This window comes from Methylobacterium sp. HJ2 (assembly GCF_056431005.1).
The window spans coordinates 1-17,066 of sequence record NZ_JBWJYM010000013.1; the positions used below are offsets into that span (position 1 = coordinate 1).

19 protein-coding genes are annotated in these 17,066 nt (G+C 69.0%); 16 read left to right on the forward strand and 3 right to left on the reverse strand.

The features are described 5' to 3' along the window. Window positions 1-455 precede the first annotated feature (455 nt). On the reverse strand, window positions 456-2,150 hold the full coding sequence (locus ACS5RC_RS24170; RefSeq protein ID WP_478346478.1) for a methyl-accepting chemotaxis protein: 1,695 nt from the start codon (window positions 2,148-2,150) through the stop codon (window positions 456-458). A 286-nt stretch (window positions 2,151-2,436) separates the two neighbouring features. After that, window positions 2,437-4,572, reverse strand: a complete 2,136-nt coding sequence (locus ACS5RC_RS24175) for a TonB-dependent siderophore receptor (protein WP_478346479.1) — start codon at window positions 4,570-4,572, stop codon at window positions 2,437-2,439. Between the two features lie 453 nt (window positions 4,573-5,025). On the opposite strand from ACS5RC_RS24175, the gene recA reads away from it, so the two are divergent. Next, complete coding sequence (gene recA, locus ACS5RC_RS24180; RefSeq protein WP_478346480.1) at window positions 5,026-6,117, forward strand: recombinase RecA; 1,092 nt, start codon at window positions 5,026-5,028, stop codon at window positions 6,115-6,117. Between the two features lie 105 nt (window positions 6,118-6,222). On the opposite strand, the gene ACS5RC_RS24185 is transcribed toward recA, so the two are convergent. After that, the gene (locus ACS5RC_RS24185; RefSeq protein WP_478346481.1) at window positions 6,223-6,618 is read right to left on the reverse strand and encodes a hypothetical protein; all 396 of its coding nucleotides are present in this window, start codon (window positions 6,616-6,618) and stop codon (window positions 6,223-6,225) included. A 593-nt stretch (window positions 6,619-7,211) separates the two neighbouring features. Here ACS5RC_RS24185 and rpsL point away from each other — a divergent pair. From rpsL to rpsQ, 15 genes are all read left to right on the forward strand, one after another. Then, window positions 7,212-7,583, forward strand: a complete 372-nt coding sequence (gene rpsL, locus ACS5RC_RS24190) for a 30S ribosomal protein S12 (RefSeq protein ID WP_004447775.1) — start codon at window positions 7,212-7,214, stop codon at window positions 7,581-7,583. A 186-nt stretch (window positions 7,584-7,769) separates the two neighbouring features. Next, window positions 7,770-8,240 carry a 30S ribosomal protein S7 gene (gene rpsG / locus ACS5RC_RS24195; protein WP_478346482.1) on the forward strand — a complete coding sequence of 157 codons (471 nt, stop codon included), beginning with the start codon at window positions 7,770-7,772 and terminating at the stop codon, window positions 8,238-8,240. 33 nt (window positions 8,241-8,273) lie between these two features. Next, a complete protein-coding gene (gene fusA, locus ACS5RC_RS24200; RefSeq protein ID WP_478346483.1) occupies window positions 8,274-10,349 on the forward strand; it encodes an elongation factor G in 2,076 nt (691 codons plus the stop codon). 61 nt (window positions 10,350-10,410) lie between these two features. Continuing rightward, window positions 10,411-11,601, forward strand: coding sequence for an elongation factor Tu (tuf, locus tag ACS5RC_RS24205; protein ID WP_478346484.1), 1,191 nt, complete (start codon window positions 10,411-10,413; stop codon window positions 11,599-11,601). An 85-nt stretch (window positions 11,602-11,686) separates the two neighbouring features. Next, a complete protein-coding gene (gene rpsJ, locus ACS5RC_RS24210) occupies window positions 11,687-11,995 on the forward strand; it encodes a 30S ribosomal protein S10 (protein ID WP_018044230.1) in 309 nt (102 codons plus the stop codon). Between the two features lie 50 nt (window positions 11,996-12,045). After that, on the forward strand, window positions 12,046-12,792 hold the full coding sequence (gene rplC, locus ACS5RC_RS24215; protein WP_478346485.1) for a 50S ribosomal protein L3: 747 nt from the start codon (window positions 12,046-12,048) through the stop codon (window positions 12,790-12,792). Beyond that, window positions 12,792-13,412, forward strand: coding sequence for a 50S ribosomal protein L4 (gene rplD / locus ACS5RC_RS24220; RefSeq protein ID WP_478346587.1), 621 nt, complete (start codon window positions 12,792-12,794; stop codon window positions 13,410-13,412). Before rplC ends, rplD begins: the two co-directional genes overlap by 1 nt. Beyond that, window positions 13,409-13,705, forward strand: a complete 297-nt coding sequence (locus tag ACS5RC_RS24225; RefSeq protein WP_478346486.1) for a 50S ribosomal protein L23 — start codon at window positions 13,409-13,411, stop codon at window positions 13,703-13,705. The genes rplD and ACS5RC_RS24225 overlap by 4 nt, the downstream gene beginning before the upstream one ends. A gap of 23 nt (window positions 13,706-13,728) precedes the next feature. Beyond that, complete coding sequence (rplB, locus tag ACS5RC_RS24230) at window positions 13,729-14,565, forward strand: 50S ribosomal protein L2 (RefSeq protein WP_478346487.1); 837 nt, start codon at window positions 13,729-13,731, stop codon at window positions 14,563-14,565. Between the two features lie 5 nt (window positions 14,566-14,570). Then, window positions 14,571-14,849: a 30S ribosomal protein S19 gene (gene rpsS, locus ACS5RC_RS24235; RefSeq protein ID WP_478346488.1), complete on the forward strand. Its 279-nt coding sequence runs from the start codon at window positions 14,571-14,573 to the stop codon at window positions 14,847-14,849. Between the two features lies 1 nt (window position 14,850). Then, window positions 14,851-15,234 carry a 50S ribosomal protein L22 gene (gene rplV / locus ACS5RC_RS24240; RefSeq protein WP_478346489.1) on the forward strand — a complete coding sequence of 128 codons (384 nt, stop codon included), beginning with the start codon at window positions 14,851-14,853 and terminating at the stop codon, window positions 15,232-15,234. A 10-nt stretch (window positions 15,235-15,244) separates the two neighbouring features. After that, the gene (gene rpsC / locus ACS5RC_RS24245; RefSeq protein WP_478346490.1) at window positions 15,245-15,994 is read left to right on the forward strand and encodes a 30S ribosomal protein S3; all 750 of its coding nucleotides are present in this window, start codon (window positions 15,245-15,247) and stop codon (window positions 15,992-15,994) included. Window positions 15,995-16,021: 27 nt separating this feature from the next. Further along, window positions 16,022-16,435: a 50S ribosomal protein L16 gene (gene rplP / locus ACS5RC_RS24250; protein ID WP_478346491.1), complete on the forward strand. Its 414-nt coding sequence runs from the start codon at window positions 16,022-16,024 to the stop codon at window positions 16,433-16,435. 11 nt (window positions 16,436-16,446) lie between these two features. Further along, the gene (gene rpmC, locus ACS5RC_RS24255; protein WP_478346492.1) at window positions 16,447-16,662 is read left to right on the forward strand and encodes a 50S ribosomal protein L29; all 216 of its coding nucleotides are present in this window, start codon (window positions 16,447-16,449) and stop codon (window positions 16,660-16,662) included. A 13-nt stretch (window positions 16,663-16,675) separates the two neighbouring features. Next, the gene (gene rpsQ, locus ACS5RC_RS24260) at window positions 16,676-16,933 is read left to right on the forward strand and encodes a 30S ribosomal protein S17 (protein WP_478346493.1); all 258 of its coding nucleotides are present in this window, start codon (window positions 16,676-16,678) and stop codon (window positions 16,931-16,933) included. Window positions 16,934-17,066 lie beyond the last annotated feature (133 nt).

Below are 17,066 nucleotides of genomic sequence, written 5' to 3' on the forward strand. Positions count from 1 at the left end.
TCCAGGCCGAGCGCGGCTCGGCGTCGCGCAGAGGCGCCCGGGGCGCCGGCTGACCGGCCGGCGACGCGGGAACCGCCGCGCTGTCCTCGCACCCGCCCCGGCGGTCATCCGGTCCAGGCTCCCTGCGCGTCGGCGCGGCGGATGGGAGACCCGCCGCGCCGACGGGACAGCGCGTGGACAGCCATGTACCCGCTTTGTTCCTATGTGTCAAGAATAATGTCTTAGCTTGAGGCGGGGCGTGCGGTTCGCCGCTGCCTCCGCGAGACCGCCCGCTTCATGGGCCGCCGACACCGGCCGCCGACAGAGGCCGCGCGTCCCGTCCCCGCCGCAGGCGCCCGCACCCGCGCAGGGGTTCCGGTCCGGCTCGGACGCGCTGCGCGGCGCGAGCCGCAGGATGCGGTGCGCACGGGAGCCGCCCGCCGGGGCGGCAGGCTCCCGTGCGCGTCCGGGCCGGCTCAGGCCGCCCGGACGGTTGCGAGGAAGCGGGCGACCTCGGCGCCGAGCTGGTCGGACTGGCGCGACAGGCCGGAGGCGGCGGCGAACACCTGGGCGGCGGCGGAGCCGGTCTCCTCGGAGGCCCGCGCCACGCCCGAGATGTTGCTCGTGACCTCGCCCGCCCCGGTGGCGGCCTGGGCGACGTTGCGCACGATCTCCTGGGTCGCCGCCCCCTGCTCCTCCACCGCCGCCGCGATCGAGGCGGCCACGGCGTTGATCTCGCTGATCCGCTGCGTGATCCCGTCGATCGCCTGCACCGCCTGATCGGTCACGCCCTGGATCTCGCCGATCTGCGACGCGATCGCCTCGGTGGCCTTGGCCGTCTGCGAGGCCAGCTCCTTGACCTCGGAGGCCACCACCGCGAAGCCGCGGCCCGCCTCGCCCGCGCGCGCCGCCTCGATGGTCGCGTTGAGCGCCAGCAGGTTGGTCTGACCGGCGATCGAGGAGATCAGCCCGACCATGTCGCCGATCCGGGCGGAGGTGGTCTTCAGCGCCTGGACGAGCTGGCCGGTCCGGTCCGCCTCGCCGACCGCCGCCTGGGCGAGGCTGGCCGAGCCCTGCACCTGCCGGCTGATCTCGGTGACCGAGGTGCCGAGTTCCTCGGCCGCGGCCGCCACGGTGTTGACGTTGGAGGCCGCCTCCTCGGCCGCGGCCGCGACCGTGGTGGATTGCGAGGCCGTCTCCGTCGCGGTCGCGGTCATCGTGCTGGCGGTGGCCTGCAGCTCGGCGGCCGAGGACGACACCGTTCCGACGATGCCGCCCACGGCGCGCTCGAAGCCGTCGGCGAGCTCCACCATCGTGCGCTTGCGCTCGCTCGCGGCGGCCGCGTCGGCGAGGCGCTGGACCTCCGCCTGCTCGGCCGCCTTCTGGGCGACCATGGCCTTGATGCCCGCGACCGCGCGGCCGACGGCGCCGATCTCGTCGCCGCGCGCCGCCTCCTTGATCTCGGCCGCGACATCGCCCTGGGCCATGCGCTGCAGCACCCCGACCAGGCTCGCGATCGGGCGGGTGATGCCGGCGACGACGATGAATGCGGCGAGGGCCAGGGCGGCGAGCAGGCCGGTCGCCGCCGCGGCGACCAGAACCGTGCCGGCACGGGCCGAGGCCTCGTCGGCGCCGACGCTCGCCTGCTTGAGCTCGGCCGTCAGCAGGTCGATGCGCGGCTGTATGATCTCGCGCAGCTTCATCCGCAGCGGCGCGGCCTCGACGAGGAGGACCGGCGTGGCGGCGGGGTCGTTCTTCAGGGCCAGGGCGTTGCCGCGCTCGGAGACCGCGAAGAAGTCGACGAGGGCCTGGCGCAGGCCCTGGTTCGCGGCCTTGCGCTGCGGCGTGTCGGACAGGGCGATCAGCCGGTCGGCGCTGTCGAGCGCGGCCTTGGCGGCGGCCTCGTAGCGGACCTTGTAGCCGGTCATCTCGTGCGCGCGGGTCTCAAGCACGAGATTGCGGCTCTGGACGGCGGCCTCGTTCACGTTGATGCGGACGGTCAGGATGCCCTCCAGGCGGGCCATCTGCACCTCGACCAGCTGGCGCGTCTGCGCGGCCAGATCGGCGAGGCTGGAGCGGGCGTAGAGCACGAGCCCCCCCGCCACGGCGGCGACGATCAGGAGCGGGAGGGCAGCCTTGATCAGGATCTTGGTGTGGCCGAGGAGGGTCATGATCGTGGTCCGGGGGGTGGAACGTGCGCGCAGACCCTATCGGAGCTTGGTTAAACGGCCGGAAATTTTTCACCGTGCCGGCCGGGCCGGAGGCGGATTCGCCCATAATTCCGAGCCGCTTCGGTATGTTTTCCTGGTCCCGCCGGGCGAAGCGCGGCCGTGGGGCCGCACCGGCGCGGCGGACGCCCCCCGGGGATCCGGGGCCGTCCGCGGCGCCCGCGCGGATCACCGGCGCGCCCGCGCCGGAGCGGCCGGCGCCTCGATCGGGCGGATGCGAGCCCCGCGCTCACATCCGCGCGGTGATCGTCGCCAGCACCGTCAGCGGCGCGCCCGGCAGGTTGTTGAACTGGTTGAACGGCTGCTCGATGTAGCGGGCATCCGTCAGGTTGCGGGCGTTGACGGCGAAGCGGTAGCGCTCGACATCGTAGAACACGGCCGCGTCGAGGCGGTTGTAGCTGCCCACCGTGAAGCTGTTGTTGAGGTCGCCGAAGCGGTTGCCCACATGGGTGAGGCCCGCGCCGAAGCCGAGACCGCGCCAGGGGCCGTCCTGGATCTGGTAGGTCGACCAGACGCTGGCGCTGAACTCCGGCGCGCCGATCAGCCGGTTGCCGATCGCGTAGGTGGTGTCCTTCGTGATCCGGGCGTCGAGATAGCCGAGCCCGCCGATGATTTTCCAGCCGGGCAGGATCTCGCCCGCGATGTCGAACTCGACGCCCTCCGAGCGTTGCGCGCCCGTGATCACCGAGAAGCCCGTGTTGACGGGGTCGGCCGCCGAGACGTTCTGGCGGTCGATCCGGAAGGCGGCGGCGCTCAGGGTGAGGGTGGATGGGATCAGGTCGTAGCGGGCGCCGACCTCGTACTGCACGCCGGTCTCGGGCGGCGGGTTCGTGGCGCCCAGCACGTTGTCGGTCTGCGGCTTGAACGAGGTCGTGTAGCTCGCGTAGAGCGTCAGCGGCTCGACCGGGCGGTAGACGAGGCCGACACGCGGCGAGATCCCGAACAGCTCCTGGTCCGGGGGCGTCGCCTGCGTCGCGCTGGTCCGGCTGACGTAGAACTGGCTGCCGAAATCCGCCCGCGCCCCGAGCAGGAGCTGCAGGCCGGCGCCGAGGTCGATCTGATCCTGCAGGTAGAGCCCGTACAGGGCGGTCCGCTGCTGGATCGCGTTCTGGAAGGTGAAGGGGCCGTAGGTGCCCCGCGGTGCCGGGTCGAAGAAGCTCGTGCCGCTGAAGCTCGACTGCACCGAGTACGACTTGCGGAAGCCGTTGGTGTACTCGAAGCCGGCCAGCAGCGTGTTGCGCAGGCCCAGCACGTCGAACTTCGCCACCAGTTCGGACTGGGTGTCGATCGCCGCGAAGGTGGTGTCGGTCGCCGTGCTCCGGCGCGTGACCTGGGTGCCGGCGGCGTTGACGGCGGTGGAGCGCACCGCGAAGGCGTCGAAGCCGCCCGACTGCACATTGACGACCTGCCGCAGGGTCACGGCCGCGTTGAGGTCGTGCTCGGCCCTGAGCGTCACGAAGTTCGATTCGCCGTTGTAGCGGGAGTTCGGGGTGCCGTAGTAGCGCGCGACGTCGTCCCGCGGCACCCGGCCGTTCCGGGCGATCAGGCCCTCGTCGTACTGCGAATCCTGCCGGGTCACCTCGGCGAGGAGCTCGACGCGGGTATCGGGGGCGGGCGTCCAGGTGAAGGCGGGGGCGACGAAGTACCGGGTGTTGGTGCGCCCGTCGCCGAAGTTGCGGAAGGTCGGGTCGTCCTGGGCCGCGAAGCTGACCCGCGCGGCCAGCCCCTCCGCCGCCGGCAGGGCGCTCGACACGGAGCCCTGGAGGCGGGCGAAGCCGAAGCTGCCGCCCTGGAGCGTGAGGTCGCCCGTGGGCTCCGCCGTGGGCCGCCGGGTGACGATGTTGACGAGGCCGCCGGGATCGCCGCGCCCGTAGAGCACGGAGGCCGGTCCTTTGAGCACCTCGATCCGCTCGACGTCGGCGAGGTCGCGCTGCGTGGTGTTGAAGGTGTTGGCCTGGCTCAGGAGCACGCCGTCGATGGCGTAGGTCTGGGTGCGGAAGCCGCGGATCACGAAGGTGTCGGAGCGGCCCTGGATGGTGCCGCCGGACTGCACGTTGCTGACGTTCTGGATCGCGTCGGCGAGCCGCACGTCCTGCTGGTCGACCAGCACCTCGCGCGGCACCACCTGGATCGACTGGGGCACGTCGCGGATCGCCGTGTCGGTGCGGGTGGCGGTGCCGGAGCGGCCGGCCCGGTAGCCCGCCACCGGCCCGGTCGCGGCCTCGCCCGTCCCGGTGACGGAGAGTTCCGAGAGCACCACCTCCGACTCGACCGGCTGCGCCTGCACCGCCGACAGCCAGAGCGGCGCGAGGCCGCCGAGCACCATCGCGGCGCCTGCCGGCCCGCCCCTGCCCGTTCTCGTCATCGCCGCGTCTCCGATCAGGTTCGCCGGGGCCGGGGGCCGCGCCGTCGGACCGTTGAGCGCGCGAAGACGTGAGAAGACAAGCGCCGACGATCGAGTGATCTTCGCCCGACGCGCGTTTGGAGACACCCGTATCCGAGACTCAACACCCTCGAATGCGAATAGTTATAAAGTCTTTCCCGGAAGTTGCAGCCTCAAGCCACCTGCAACAGGCACGCACGATCGGCCGGACAGCCCGCCGGCAGCTGCGGACGCGCTCCGAATACGGCGCGGCGCGCCCGGCCGAGCGGGTCCCGGCCCAGGCCAGGGCCGGCCGGAGGGAATGCGGATCCGGTGGATGCCGGCCCTCGCCCCGGGGGCGCCACCCTTGCGCAATGAGAACAAAAAGAGTACATAAACGACAGCCGGGGCGCGATTGCGAACGGCGCCCAACCCCCGCATAAGGATGCCGCCGCGATGGCCCAGCCCGCCCTGAAAGCCGTGGATACGCCCAGCATGGACAAGGACAAGTCGAAGGCGATCGACGCCGCTTTGTCCCAGATCGAGCGCGCCTTCGGCAAGGGCTCGATCATGCGGCTCGGCAAGAACGACAAGGTCGCCGAGGTCGAGACGGTCTCGACGGGCTCGCTCGGGCTCGACATCGCCCTCGGCGTCGGCGGCCTGCCGCGGGGCCGGGTGATCGAGGTCTACGGGCCGGAATCCTCGGGCAAGACCACGCTGGCGCTCCACACGATCGCCGAGGCCCAGAAGAAGGGCGGCGTCTGCGCCTTCGTGGACGCGGAGCACGCCCTCGACCCGGTCTACGCGCGCAAGCTCGGCGTCAACCTCGACGACCTGCTGATCTCGCAGCCCGATACCGGCGAGCAGGCCCTGGAGATCACCGACACCCTGGTGCGCTCGGGCGCCATCGACGTGCTGGTGGTCGATTCGGTGGCCGCGCTGACGCCGCGGGCCGAGATCGAGGGCGAGATGGGCGAGAGCCAGCCCGGCCTCCAGGCCCGCCTGATGAGCCAGGCGCTGCGCAAGCTCACCGGCTCGATCTCGCGCTCGAAGTGCATGGTGATCTTCATCAACCAGATCCGGATGAAGATCGGCGTGATGTACGGCAGCCCGGAGACCACCACGGGCGGCAACGCGCTGAAGTTCTACGCCTCGGTGCGCCTCGACATCCGCCGCATCTCGACCCTGAAGGACCGCGACGAGGCGATCGGCAACCAGGTCCGCGTCAAGGTCGTCAAGAACAAGGTCGCGCCGCCCTTCAAGCAGGTCGAGTTCGACATCATGTTCGGCGAGGGCATCTCGAAGGTGGGCGAGCTCGTCGATCTCGGGGTGAAGGCCGGCATCGTCGAGAAGTCGGGAGCGTGGTTCTCCTACTCGAGCCAGCGCCTCGGCCAGGGCCGCGAGAACGCCAAGGGGTTCCTGCGCGACAATCCCGAGATCGCCGCCAAGATCGAATCCTCGATCCGCCAGAACTCGGGCCTCGTCGCCGAGAAGATCCTGGAGAACGCCAAGCCGACCGACGACGAGCTCGACGAGGGCGAGGCCTAGAACGCGGGCGGGCCGGACGGTCCCGCCGCGCAGAGGATCACGAACGCGAAAGGGCGCCGGACCAGGCAGGTCCGGCGCCCTTTCGGCGTCTCGGGAGGCGCCGCCTCAGCCGTGGTGGCCGGTCGGCTCGAACAGGAAGTCGTCGATGCGCGGGATGCTGACCCCGAGGCCGCCCTGGAGCGGGCGCGACAGGCGCCAGGGCCGATCGGTGCGGGCCCGGATCGCCTCCGAGGGGCGCAGGCGGCGCAGGGTGCCCGCGTCCGTCACCTCCTCGATGGCGAGGAAGCCGTAGACCTGCAGCCGCGAGGCGGTGAGCTTGGTCTCGCGGTCGCCCGCCGCGACCGCGAGGCTGCCGGTGGCGTAGACCGCGTCCATCAGGCTGCGCTGCTCGCCCCGGCGCCGGATCTGGCCCTCGCGCACATCCCCCTCGCCCGGGGCGAGTCGCGCCGGCGCGCGCCGGAACGGAACCACGTTGTCGGACGCCGTCGAGACGCTACCCATACGCATCACCCTGGTACGCGAACCGCAGATCCGGCCGGGCGAGCCCCGCCGGAGATGCGGACAATTCGACGAACCGGTTTAATCTTCCGTGAGCGACGCCCGGGCACCCTGTCCCCGCCTTGGCCAGCGACGCCCGGAAGGGAGCACGGCCCCGCCCGCGGACGAGGCGCGGACCCGCTCGCAGGACGTCGCCGGAAACCGCGCGTTAACCTCCGTCCGGGCCGGGATTTGTGCCGGTTCGGCATTGACGCGGGCCGCCAGGGCGTCTAGAAGCGCGCCACTTCGGTCGGCCCTGGGCTGCCGCGGGCGTGAATCGCAAGCCTCGCTAGACTGGCAAGCCTCGCTAGCGCGCCCGCATGATACCGAAGGCTCACATCGCCTGACGTCTCGTCAGATCAGTAGGTACGAGCGCGCCTGTACCGGGAGTGCTCCTCTGCCGACAGCGCGCCACGGGTCCTGACCGACCCCTGGCGCATATTCGTTTTGCGACGCTGCCCTCTCGGGGACGCGGCGCAGCCCGCGCCCCGAGAGGGACGCTCAACGACGTGGACAGGATCGCGGCAGCACGGCGATCCGGAGGAAGAGGGCACAGGATGCCGACGATCAACCAGCTGATCGCTCAGCCGCGCAAGGCTCAGAAGGCCCGCAACAAGGTGCCGGCGCTCAACGCCTGCCCGCAGAAGCGCGGCGTCTGCACCCGCGTCTACACGACGACCCCGAAGAAGCCGAACTCGGCGCTCCGCAAGGTGGCCAAGGTCCGCCTGACCAACGGCTTCGAGGTGATCGGCTACATCCCGGGCGAGGGCCACAACCTTCAGGAGCACTCCGTGGTGATGATCCGCGGCGGCCGCGTGAAGGATCTGCCGGGCGTGCGCTACCACATCCTGCGCGGCGTGCTCGACACCCAGGGCGTCAAGAACCGCAAGCAGCGCCGCTCCAAGTACGGCGCCAAGCGCCCGAAGTAAGACCGGCGGCGCGACGCGCCGGACGACCGCGCGGGGGCCCGGAAACCGGGCGCCCACGCAAGACGGCCGAAGCAAGGTTTTCGAGCTCCGGCCGGGTTTCCACTGCCTCACAAGGATGTCGCCGGCGGTTCCCGCTCAAGGCGGCCTGCGTGAGGTGCTCAAGTCGATACTTTTCGAGAGTCTCCCATGTCCCGTCGTCACTCGGCCGAGAAGCGTGAGATCATCCCCGACCCGAAGTACGGGGATATCGTCCTGACGAAGTTCATGAATTCGATCATGTACGAGGGCAAGAAGTCGACCGCCGAGCGGATCGTCTACGGCGCCTTCGACATCGTCGAGAACCGTGCCCGCGCCAACCCGATCGAGGTGTTCCGCGCCGCGCTCGAGAACGTCGCCCCGGCGATCGAGGTCCGCTCCCGCCGCGTCGGCGGCGCGACCTACCAGGTCCCCGTCGAGGTGCGCACCGAGCGCCGTCAGGCCCTGGCCATCCGCTGGCTGATCCAGGCCGCCCGCGCCCGCAACGACCGCACCATGGTCGAGCGCCTGTCCGCCGAGCTCCTGGACGCCGCCAACAACCGCGGCAACGCCGTCAAGAAGCGGGAAGACACGCACCGGATGGCGGAAGCCAACCGCGCCTTCTCGCACTACCGCTGGTAAGCGGCCCCGAAGCCTTTCTCCGGAGAGATCCCGATGCCCCGCACGCATGCGATCGAGGACTACCGCAACTTCGGCATCATGGCCCACATCGATGCCGGCAAGACCACGACCACCGAGCGGATCCTCTACTACACCGGAAAGTCCCACAAGATCGGCGAGGTCCATGAGGGCGCCGCCACGATGGACTGGATGGAGCAGGAGCAGGAGCGCGGCATCACGATCACGTCCGCCGCGACGACGTGCTTCTGGCGCGAGAAGCGCCTGAACATCATCGACACCCCCGGCCACGTCGACTTCACGATCGAGGTGGAGCGCTCGCTCCGCGTGCTCGACGGCGCCGTGTGCGTGCTCGACGGCAACCAGGGCGTCGAGCCCCAGACCGAGACCGTGTGGCGCCAGGCCGACAAGTACGACGTGCCGCGCGTGGTCTTCGTCAACAAGATGGACAAGGTCGGCGCCGACTTCTTCAAGTGCGTCGCCGACATCATCGATCGCGTCGCCGGCAAGCCCGTCTGCCTGCAGCTGCCGATCGGCTCCGAGTCGAACTTCCAGGGCGTCATCGACCTCATCAAGATGAAGGCGATCGTCTGGACGGGCGAGGCGCTCGGCGCGAACTTCAACGAGACCGACATCCCGGCCGACCTGCAGGACCAGGCCGTGGAGTACCGCACCAAGCTGGTCGAGGCCTGCGTCGAGCTCGACGACGAGGCGATGTCGGCCTACCTCGACGGCACCGAGCCGGACATCGAGACGATGCACCGTCTCGTCCGTAGGGCCGTGCAGCTGCGCGCCTTCCACCCGGTGCTGTGCGGCTCGGCCTTCAAGAACAAGGGCGTGCAGCCGCTCCTCGACGCCGTCGTCGACTACCTGCCGTCCCCCGCCGACCGCGGCGAGATCAAGGGCATCGACTTCAAGACCGAGGAAGAGACCGTCCGTCACCCGACGGATACGGATCCCTTCTCCATGCTCGCCTTCAAGATCATGGACGATCCCCACGTCGGCACGATCACCTTCTGCCGCGTCTACTCGGGCAAGATCGACTCGGGCGCCAACGTCATCAACTCGACGCGCGACAAGAAGGAGCGCGTCGGCCGCATGCTCCTGATGCACGCCAACAACCGCGAGGACATCAAGGAAGCCTTCGCGGGCGACATCGTGGCGCTCGCCGGCCTCAAGGACACCCGCACCGGCGACACCCTGTGCGACCCGGTCAAGGCCGTGATCCTCGAGAAGATGGAGTTCCCCGAGCCCGTCATCGAAATCGCCGTCGAGCCGAAGTCCAAGGCCGACCAGGAGAAGCTGGGCATCGCCCTGGCGAAGCTGGCCGCCGAGGATCCGTCCTTCCGGGTTTCGACGGACCAGGAATCGGGCCAGACCATCCTCAAGGGGATGGGCGAGCTCCACCTCGACATCAAGGTCGACATCCTGCGCCGCACCTACAAGGTCGACGCGAATATCGGCCAGCCGCAGGTGGCCTACCGCGAGAAGCTGACCCGCCGTCAGGAGATCGACTACACCCACAAGAAGCAGACCGGCGGCACCGGTCAGTTCGCCCGGGTGAAGTTCATCGTCGAGCCGAACGAGCCGGGCGCAGGCTTCTCGTTCGAGTCGAAGGTGGTCGGCGGCTCGGTGCCCAAGGAGTACATCCCGGGCGTCGAGAAGGGCCTGAACTCCGTCCTCGGCGCCGGCGTGCTCGCGGGCTTCCCGGTGGTCGACATCAAGGTGGAGCTGATCGACGGCGCCTACCACGACGTCGATTCCTCGGCGCTGGCCTTCGAGATCGCCTCCCGCGCGGCGCTCCGCGAAGCCCTCCAGAAGGGCGGCTCGGTGCTGCTCGAGCCGGTGATGAAGGTCGAGGTCGTCTCGCCGGAAGAGTATACCGGCTCGGTCATCGGCGACCTGAACTCCCGCCGCGGCCAGATCCAGGGCCAGGACATGCGCGGCAACGCCAACGTCATCAACGCGATGGTGCCGCTGGCCAACATGTTCGGCTACGTGAACCAGCTGCGCTCCTTCAGCCAGGGCCGCGCCAACTTCACGATGCAGTTCGACCATTACGAAGAGGTGCCGCGCGGCGAGGCCGACAAGGTCATCGCCAAGTACGCCTAAGGCCCCCGGGCCCGACCGCACCGCTTCAACCGCAACAGCAATTCGAATCTAGGAGGCTCTGATGGGCAAGGAAAAGTTCTCCCGCACCAAGCCGCACTGCAACATTGGCACGATTGGCCACGTTGATCACGGCAAGACGTCGCTGACGGCGGCGATCACGAAGGTGCTGGCGGAGACGGGCGGGGCGACGTTCACGGCCTACGACCAGATCGACAAGGCGCCGGAGGAGAAGGCGCGCGGGATCACGATCTCGACGGCGCACGTGGAGTACGAGACCACGAACCGGCACTACGCGCACGTCGACTGCCCCGGCCACGCCGACTACGTGAAGAACATGATCACGGGCGCGGCGCAGATGGACGGGGCCATCCTGGTGGTCTCGGCCGCCGACGGCCCGATGCCGCAGACGCGCGAGCACATCCTGCTGGCCCGTCAGGTCGGCGTGCCGGCGCTGGTGGTGTTCCTCAACAAGGTCGATCTGGTGGACGACGCCGAGCTGCTCGAACTCGTCGAGATGGAGGTGCGCGAGCTTCTCTCGAAGTACGACTTCCCGGGTGACGACATCCCGATCACCAAGGGCTCGGCCAAGGTGGCGCTCGACAACGGCGACAAGGCGGTCGGGCACGACGCGGTGCTGGCGCTGATGAAGACGGTGGACGAGTACATCCCGCAGCCGGAGCGTCCGATCGACATGCCGTTCCTGATGCCGATCGAGGACGTGTTCTCGATCTCGGGCCGCGGCACGGTGGTGACGGGTCGCGTCGAGCGCGGCATCGTCAAGGTGGGCGAGACGGTGGAGATCGTCGGCATCCGGGCGACGAGCTCGACGACGGTGACGGGCGTGGAGATGTTCCGCAAGCTGCTCGACCAGGGTCAGGCGGGCGACAACGTCGGCGTGCTGCTGCGCGGGACCAAGCGCGAGGACGTGGAGCGGGGCCAGGTGGTGTGCAAGCCGGGCTCGGTGAAGCCCCACACCAAGTTCAAGGCCGAGGCCTACATCCTGACCAAGGAGGAGGGCGGGCGCCACACGCCGTTCTTCACCAACTACCGGCCGCAATTCTACTTCCGCACCACGGACGTGACGGGCGTGTGCACCCTGCCCGAGGGCACCGAGATGGTGATGCCGGGCGACAACGTGACCATGGACGTCACCCTGATCGTCCCGGTGGCCATGGAAGAGAAGCTGCGCTTCGCCATCCGCGAGGGCGGTCGTACCGTCGGCGCCGGCGTCGTCGCCGCCATCAACGAGTAATCGAGAGCGCAATCCCCAGAGGGATCGGTAGAGGGGCGGGCCCCCACGCCCGCCCCTATCCACCTCCCGCTGAAGGCAGCAGGTCATGAACGGTCAGAATATCCGTATCCGCCTCAAGGCGTTCGATCACCGCATCCTCGATGCGTCGACCCGCGAGATCGTCTCGACGGCCAAGCGCACCGGCGCCACCATCCGTGGCCCGATCCCGCTCCCGACGCATATCGAGAAGTTCACCGTGAACCGCTCGCCGCACATCGACAAGAAGTCGCGCGAGCAGTTCGAGATGCGCACGCACAAGCGGGTGCTCGATATCGTCGATCCGACCCCCCAGACCGTGGACGCGCTGATGAAGCTCGACCTCGCCGCTGGCGTGGACGTGGAGATCAAGCTCTGAGCCCCCGCGGGGCTTAGAGCTTACCGTTTCATCGCGCGAGGGAGAGACCTATGCGCTCAGGCGTCATCGCACAGAAGGTCGGCATGACCCGGGTCTTCACGGAGGCCGGCGAGCATGTGCCGGTCACCGTGCTCAAGATCGATCAATGCCAGGTGGTCGCGCATCGCACCACCGAGAAGGACGGCTACGTCGCGCTGCAGGTCGGCGTCGGCAAGGCCAAGGTCAAGAACGTCTCGGCCGCCGAGCGGGGCCGCTTCGCGGTCGCCAAGGTCGAGCCGAAGAAGAAGCTCGCCGAGTTCCGCGTGTCCGAGGACGCGCTGATCCCGGTCGGCGCGGAGATCACCGCGGACCACTTCATCCCGGGCCAATTCGTCGACGTGACGGGCACCACCACGGGTAAGGGCTTCGCCGGCGGCATCAAGCGCTGGAACTTTGGCGGTCTGCGCGCCACCCACGGCGTGTCGATCTCGCACCGCTCGATCGGTTCGACCGGCGGTCGCCAGGATCCGGGCAAGACCTTCAAGAACAAGAAGATGCCGGGTCACCTCGGCGTCGAGCGGGTCACCACGCAGAACCTGCGCGTCGTGCGCACGGATCCCGAGCGCGGCCTGATCCTGGTCGAGGGTGCTGTCCCGGGCGTCGCCGGGGGCTGGATCCAGATCCGCGACGCGGTGAAGCGCAAGCTCCCCGCCGACGTTCCGCTGCCGGGCAAGTTCCGCGAGACCGGCTCCGCCGAGTCCGCCGCCGAGACGCCTGCCCCGGCTCCCGAGGCTGCCGCGACCGAGGAGAACGCGTGATGAAGCTCGATGTCACCACGCTCGACGGCGCCGGCGCCGGTTCGGTCGAGCTCAACGAGGCCATCTTCGGCCTCGAGCCCCGCCCCGACCTGCTGCAGCGCATGGTGCGCTACCAGCTCGCCAAGCGCCGGGCCGGAACCCACGCCGTGCAGAACCGCTCGGACGTGAACCGCACCCGCAAGAAGGCCTACAAGCAGAAGGGCACCGGTAACGCCCGCCACGGCGCGGCCTCGGCGCCGCAGTTCCGCGGCGGCGGCCGGGCCTTCGGCCCGGTGGTGCGCGACCACAGCCACGACCTTCCCAAGAAGGTCCGCGCCCTGGCGCTGCGCCACGCCCTCTCGTCGAAGGCCAAGGCGGCGACGCTGATCGTCGTCGACGACATCAGCATCGACGACCACAAGACCAAGGGTCTGGTGGAGCGCTTCGGCAAGCTCGGCCTCTCCAACGCGCTGATCATCGGCGGTGCGGAAGTCGACGTGAACTTCGGCCGGGCCGCCCGCGCCATCCCGCAGATCGACGTGCTGCCCGTCCAGGGCATCAACGTCTACGACATCCTGCGTCGCGACACGCTCGTGCTGACGAAGGCGGCGATCGACGCCCTCGAGGAGCGTTTCAAATGAGTGCCGATCCGCGCCACTACGACATCATCGTCTCCCCGGTCATCACCGAGAAGGCGACCAACCTCACCGAGCAGAACAAGGTCGTCTTCCGGGTCGCCCCGAAGGCCACCAAGCCGCAGATCAAGGACGCGGTGGAGAAGCTGTTCGACGTCAAGGTCACCGCGGTGAACACCCTGGTGACCAAGGGCAAGAAGAAGATCTTCCGCGGTCAGCGCGGACAGCGTTCGGACGTGAAGAAGGCGATCGTCACCCTCGCCGAGGGCGACACGATCGACGTCACGACCGGGCTCTGAGGACGGGTTAGGGATCCAAGCCGATGGCCTTGAAGACATTCAAACCGGTCACGCCGAGCCTGCGCCAGCTCGTCCTGGTCGACCGCCGTGAGCTCTACAAGGGCAAGCCGGTGAAGGCGCTGACCGAGGGCAAGTCGTCCTCGGGCGGCCGCAACAACCTCGGTCGCATCACCGTCCGCTTCCGCGGCGGCGGGCACAAGCGCTCGCTCCGCAACGTGGACTTCAAGCGGCGCGAGCAGCTCGACGTCGCCGCGACCGTGGAGCGGATCGAGTACGATCCGAACCGCACCGCGTTCATCGCCCTGATCAACTTCCCGGACGGCAAGCAGAGCTACATCCTGGCTCCGCAGCGCCTGCAGCCGGGCGACAAGGTGGTGTCGGGCGAGAGCGTCGACATCAAGCCGGGCAATGCCGGGCCGATCGGCAACATGCCGGTGGGCACGATCGTGCACAACGTCGAGCTGAAGATCGGCAAGGGCGGCGCGATCGCCCGCTCGGCCGGCAACTACGCTCAGATCGTCGGGCGCGACCAGGGCTACGTCACGCTCCGCCTCAACTCGGGCGAGCAGCGCCTGGTCCACGGCCAGTGCTTCGCCAGCGTCGGCGCGGTCTCGAACCCGGACCACATGAACATCTCGCTCGGCAAGGCCGGGCGCAACCGCTGGCTCGGCAAGCGCCCGCACAACCGCGGCGTGGCGATGAACCCGGTCGACCACCCGCACGGCGGCGGCGAGGGACGCACCTCGGGCGGCCGTAACCCGGTGACGCCCTGGGGCGTGCCGACCAAGGGGAAGAAGACCCGCTCCAACAAGCGGACCGACGTCTTCATCCTGTCCAGCCGCCACAACCGCAAGAAGTAATCGCCATGGCACGTTCACTCTGGAAGGGGCCGTTCGTCGACGGCTACCTCTTCAAGAAGGCCGAGGCGGCTCGCGGGGCGAGCCGCAACGAGGTCATCAAGATCTGGAGCCGCCGCTCCACGATCCTCCCGCAGTTCGTCGGGCTCACCTTCGGTGTGCACAACGGGCAGAAGCACATCCCGGTCTACGTCTCCGAGGAAATGGTCGGCCACAAGTTCGGCGAGTTCTCGCCGACCCGCACCTTCCCGGGCCACGCGGCCGACAAGAAGGCGAAGAGGCGCTGAGATGGGCAAGCAGGCCACACCCCGCGCGCTTCCCGAGAACGAGGCCAAGGCGGTGGCGCGGATGATCCGCGTCTCCCCCCAGAAGCTCAATCTCGTGGCGCAGCTGATCCGCGGCAAGAAGGTCGAGACGGCGCTCGCCGATCTCCAGTTCTCCCGCAAGCGCATCGCCACCGAGGTCAAGAAGTGCCTCGAGAGCGCCATCGCCAACGCCGAGAACAACCACGACCTGGACGTCGACGATCTCGTCGTCTCCCAGGCCTTCGTGGGCAAGGCGCTGGTCCTGAAGCGCTTCCACGCACGTGCCCGCGGCCGCGGCGCACGCATCCTGAAGCCCTTCTCGAACCTCACCATCGTGGTTCGGGAAGTTCGGGCCGAAGCGGCCTGAGGAGGATCTGATGGGTCAGAAAGTCAACCCGATCGGTCTCCGGCTCGGAATCAACCGGACCTGGGACTCCCGCTGGTTCGCCCAGAAGGGCGAGTATGCCAAGCTCATGCACGAGGACGTCGCGATCCGCGCCGCCCTGATGAAGCAGCTCAAGCAGGCGGCGGTCTCCAAGATCGTCATCGAGCGTCCGCACCGGAAGTGCCGCGTCACCATCCACTCGGGCCGTCCGGGCGTGGTGATCGGCAAGAAGGGCGCCGACATCGAGAAGCTGCGCAAGCTCGTCGGCACGATGACCAAGGCCGACGTGACGATCAACATCGTCGAGGTGCGCAAGCCCGAGATCGACGCCACCCTGGTGGCCGACTCGATCGCCCAGCAGCTCGAGCGCCGCGTCGCCTTCCGGCGCGCCATGAAGCGCGCCGTGCAGTCGGCGATGCGTCTCGGCGCCGAGGGCATCCGCATCACCTGCTCGGGCCGTCTCGGCGGCGCCGAGATCGCCCGCACGGAATGGTACCGCGAGGGCCGGGTTCCGCTGCACACGCTGCGCGCCGACGTCGATTACGGCACGGCCACCGCGTTCACGACCTACGGGACCTGCGGCATCAAGGTCTGGGTGTTCAAGGGCGAGATCCTCGAGCACGACCCGATGGCCCAGGACAAGAAGGCTCAGGAAGAGGGTGGCCGTTCGGGCGGCCGTCGCGAGCGGGATGGCGAGGGTGGCCGCGGTGACCGCGGTCGTCGCGAGCCGTCCCACGCGTGAGCCGGCCACAGGAGTTGAGAGGCTGCCATGCTGCAACCTAAGAAGACCAAGTTCCGCAAGCAGTTCAAGGGCCGCATCCACGGTGCGGCCAAGGGCGGCTTCGACCTGAACTTCGGCACCTTCGGCCTGAAGGCCGTGGAGCCCGAGCGCGTCACCGCGCGGCAGATCGAGGCGGCCCGCCGCGCGATCACACGCGAGATGAAGCGCCAGGGCCGCGTCTGGATCCGCGTGTTCCCGGACGTGCCGGTGACCTCGAAGCCGACCGAAGTCCGCATGGGCTCGGGCAAGGGCGCCCCCGATTACTGGGCCGCCCGCGTCCATCCCGGCCGGATCATGTTCGAGGTCGACGGCGTCGCCGAGGACATCGCCCGGGAGGCGCTCCGCCTCGGGGCCGCCAAGCTGTCGGTGCGGACCCGCATCGTCACCCGCATCGCCGACTGAGGGAGGGATCCGTGAAGTCGTCCAACCGACTGTCTGATCTGAAGGCCCTGTCGGCAGATCAGCTCAACGACGAGTTGCTGAACCTCAAGAAGGAGCAGTTCAACCTGCGCTTCCAGGGGGCCACCGGCCAGCTCGAGAACGTCGCCCGCGTCCGCGAAGTCCGCCGCGACATCGCCCGCGTCCGCACGCTGCAGCGTCAGAAGACGCTGCAGACGGCGAAGGCCTGAGGAGTCAAAGACCATGCCGAAGCGCGTTCTGCAGGGCGTCGTCGTCAGCGACAAGGGCGAGAAGACCATCGTGGTCAAGGTGGAGCGCCGCTTCACCCACCCGGTCATGAAGAAGACCGTCCGCCGTTCCAAGAACTACCATGCGCATGACGAGGGCAACGCCGCCCATGTCGGCCAGACGGTGTTCATCGAGGAGTGCCGGCCCTACTCGAAGACCAAGACCTGGAAGCTGGTCGAGGGCGAGTCCGCCCCGGTCGCCGCCGAGGCCTGAGACTGGGTGCCTCCGGTTCGGACTCCTTGAAGTCGACCCCGCGACCGCGGGGCGGCTTTCATCCGCCGGACCTCACGGGTCATGACCTGTGAGATTGGATAGGAGGTCCGTCCCGGGCCTTCCAGGTCAGCTA

Bases quoted from the DNA above. Each gene is read 5' to 3' on its own strand.
- rpsQ (WP_478346493.1), top strand. From the start codon at position 16,676: ATGCCGAAGCGCGTTCTGCAGGGCGTCGTCGTCAGCGACAAGGGCGAG.
- rplV (WP_478346489.1), top strand. From the start codon at position 14,851: ATGGGCAAGCAGGCCACACCCCGCGCGCTTCCCGAGAACGAGGCCAAG.
- rpsG (WP_478346482.1), top strand. From the start codon at position 7,770: ATGTCCCGTCGTCACTCGGCCGAGAAGCGTGAGATCATCCCCGACCCG.
- ACS5RC_RS24225 (WP_478346486.1), top strand. From the start codon at position 13,409: ATGAGTGCCGATCCGCGCCACTACGACATCATCGTCTCCCCGGTCATC.
- ACS5RC_RS24170 (WP_478346478.1), bottom strand. From the start codon at position 2,150: ATGACCCTCCTCGGCCACACCAAGATCCTGATCAAGGCTGCCCTCCCG.
- rplP (WP_478346491.1), top strand. From the start codon at position 16,022: ATGCTGCAACCTAAGAAGACCAAGTTCCGCAAGCAGTTCAAGGGCCGC.
- ACS5RC_RS24185 (WP_478346481.1), bottom strand. From the start codon at position 6,618: ATGGGTAGCGTCTCGACGGCGTCCGACAACGTGGTTCCGTTCCGGCGC.
- rpsL (WP_004447775.1), top strand. From the start codon at position 7,212: ATGCCGACGATCAACCAGCTGATCGCTCAGCCGCGCAAGGCTCAGAAG.
- fusA (WP_478346483.1), top strand. From the start codon at position 8,274: ATGCCCCGCACGCATGCGATCGAGGACTACCGCAACTTCGGCATCATG.
- ACS5RC_RS24175 (WP_478346479.1), bottom strand. From the start codon at position 4,572: ATGACGAGAACGGGCAGGGGCGGGCCGGCAGGCGCCGCGATGGTGCTC.
- tuf (WP_478346484.1), top strand. From the start codon at position 10,411: ATGGGCAAGGAAAAGTTCTCCCGCACCAAGCCGCACTGCAACATTGGC.
- rplC (WP_478346485.1), top strand. From the start codon at position 12,046: ATGCGCTCAGGCGTCATCGCACAGAAGGTCGGCATGACCCGGGTCTTC.
- rpsC (WP_478346490.1), top strand. From the start codon at position 15,245: ATGGGTCAGAAAGTCAACCCGATCGGTCTCCGGCTCGGAATCAACCGG.
- rpsJ (WP_018044230.1), top strand. From the start codon at position 11,687: ATGAACGGTCAGAATATCCGTATCCGCCTCAAGGCGTTCGATCACCGC.
- recA (WP_478346480.1), top strand. From the start codon at position 5,026: ATGGCCCAGCCCGCCCTGAAAGCCGTGGATACGCCCAGCATGGACAAG.
- rplD (WP_478346587.1), top strand. From the start codon at position 12,792: ATGAAGCTCGATGTCACCACGCTCGACGGCGCCGGCGCCGGTTCGGTC.
- rplB (WP_478346487.1), top strand. From the start codon at position 13,729: ATGGCCTTGAAGACATTCAAACCGGTCACGCCGAGCCTGCGCCAGCTC.
- rpsS (WP_478346488.1), top strand. From the start codon at position 14,571: ATGGCACGTTCACTCTGGAAGGGGCCGTTCGTCGACGGCTACCTCTTC.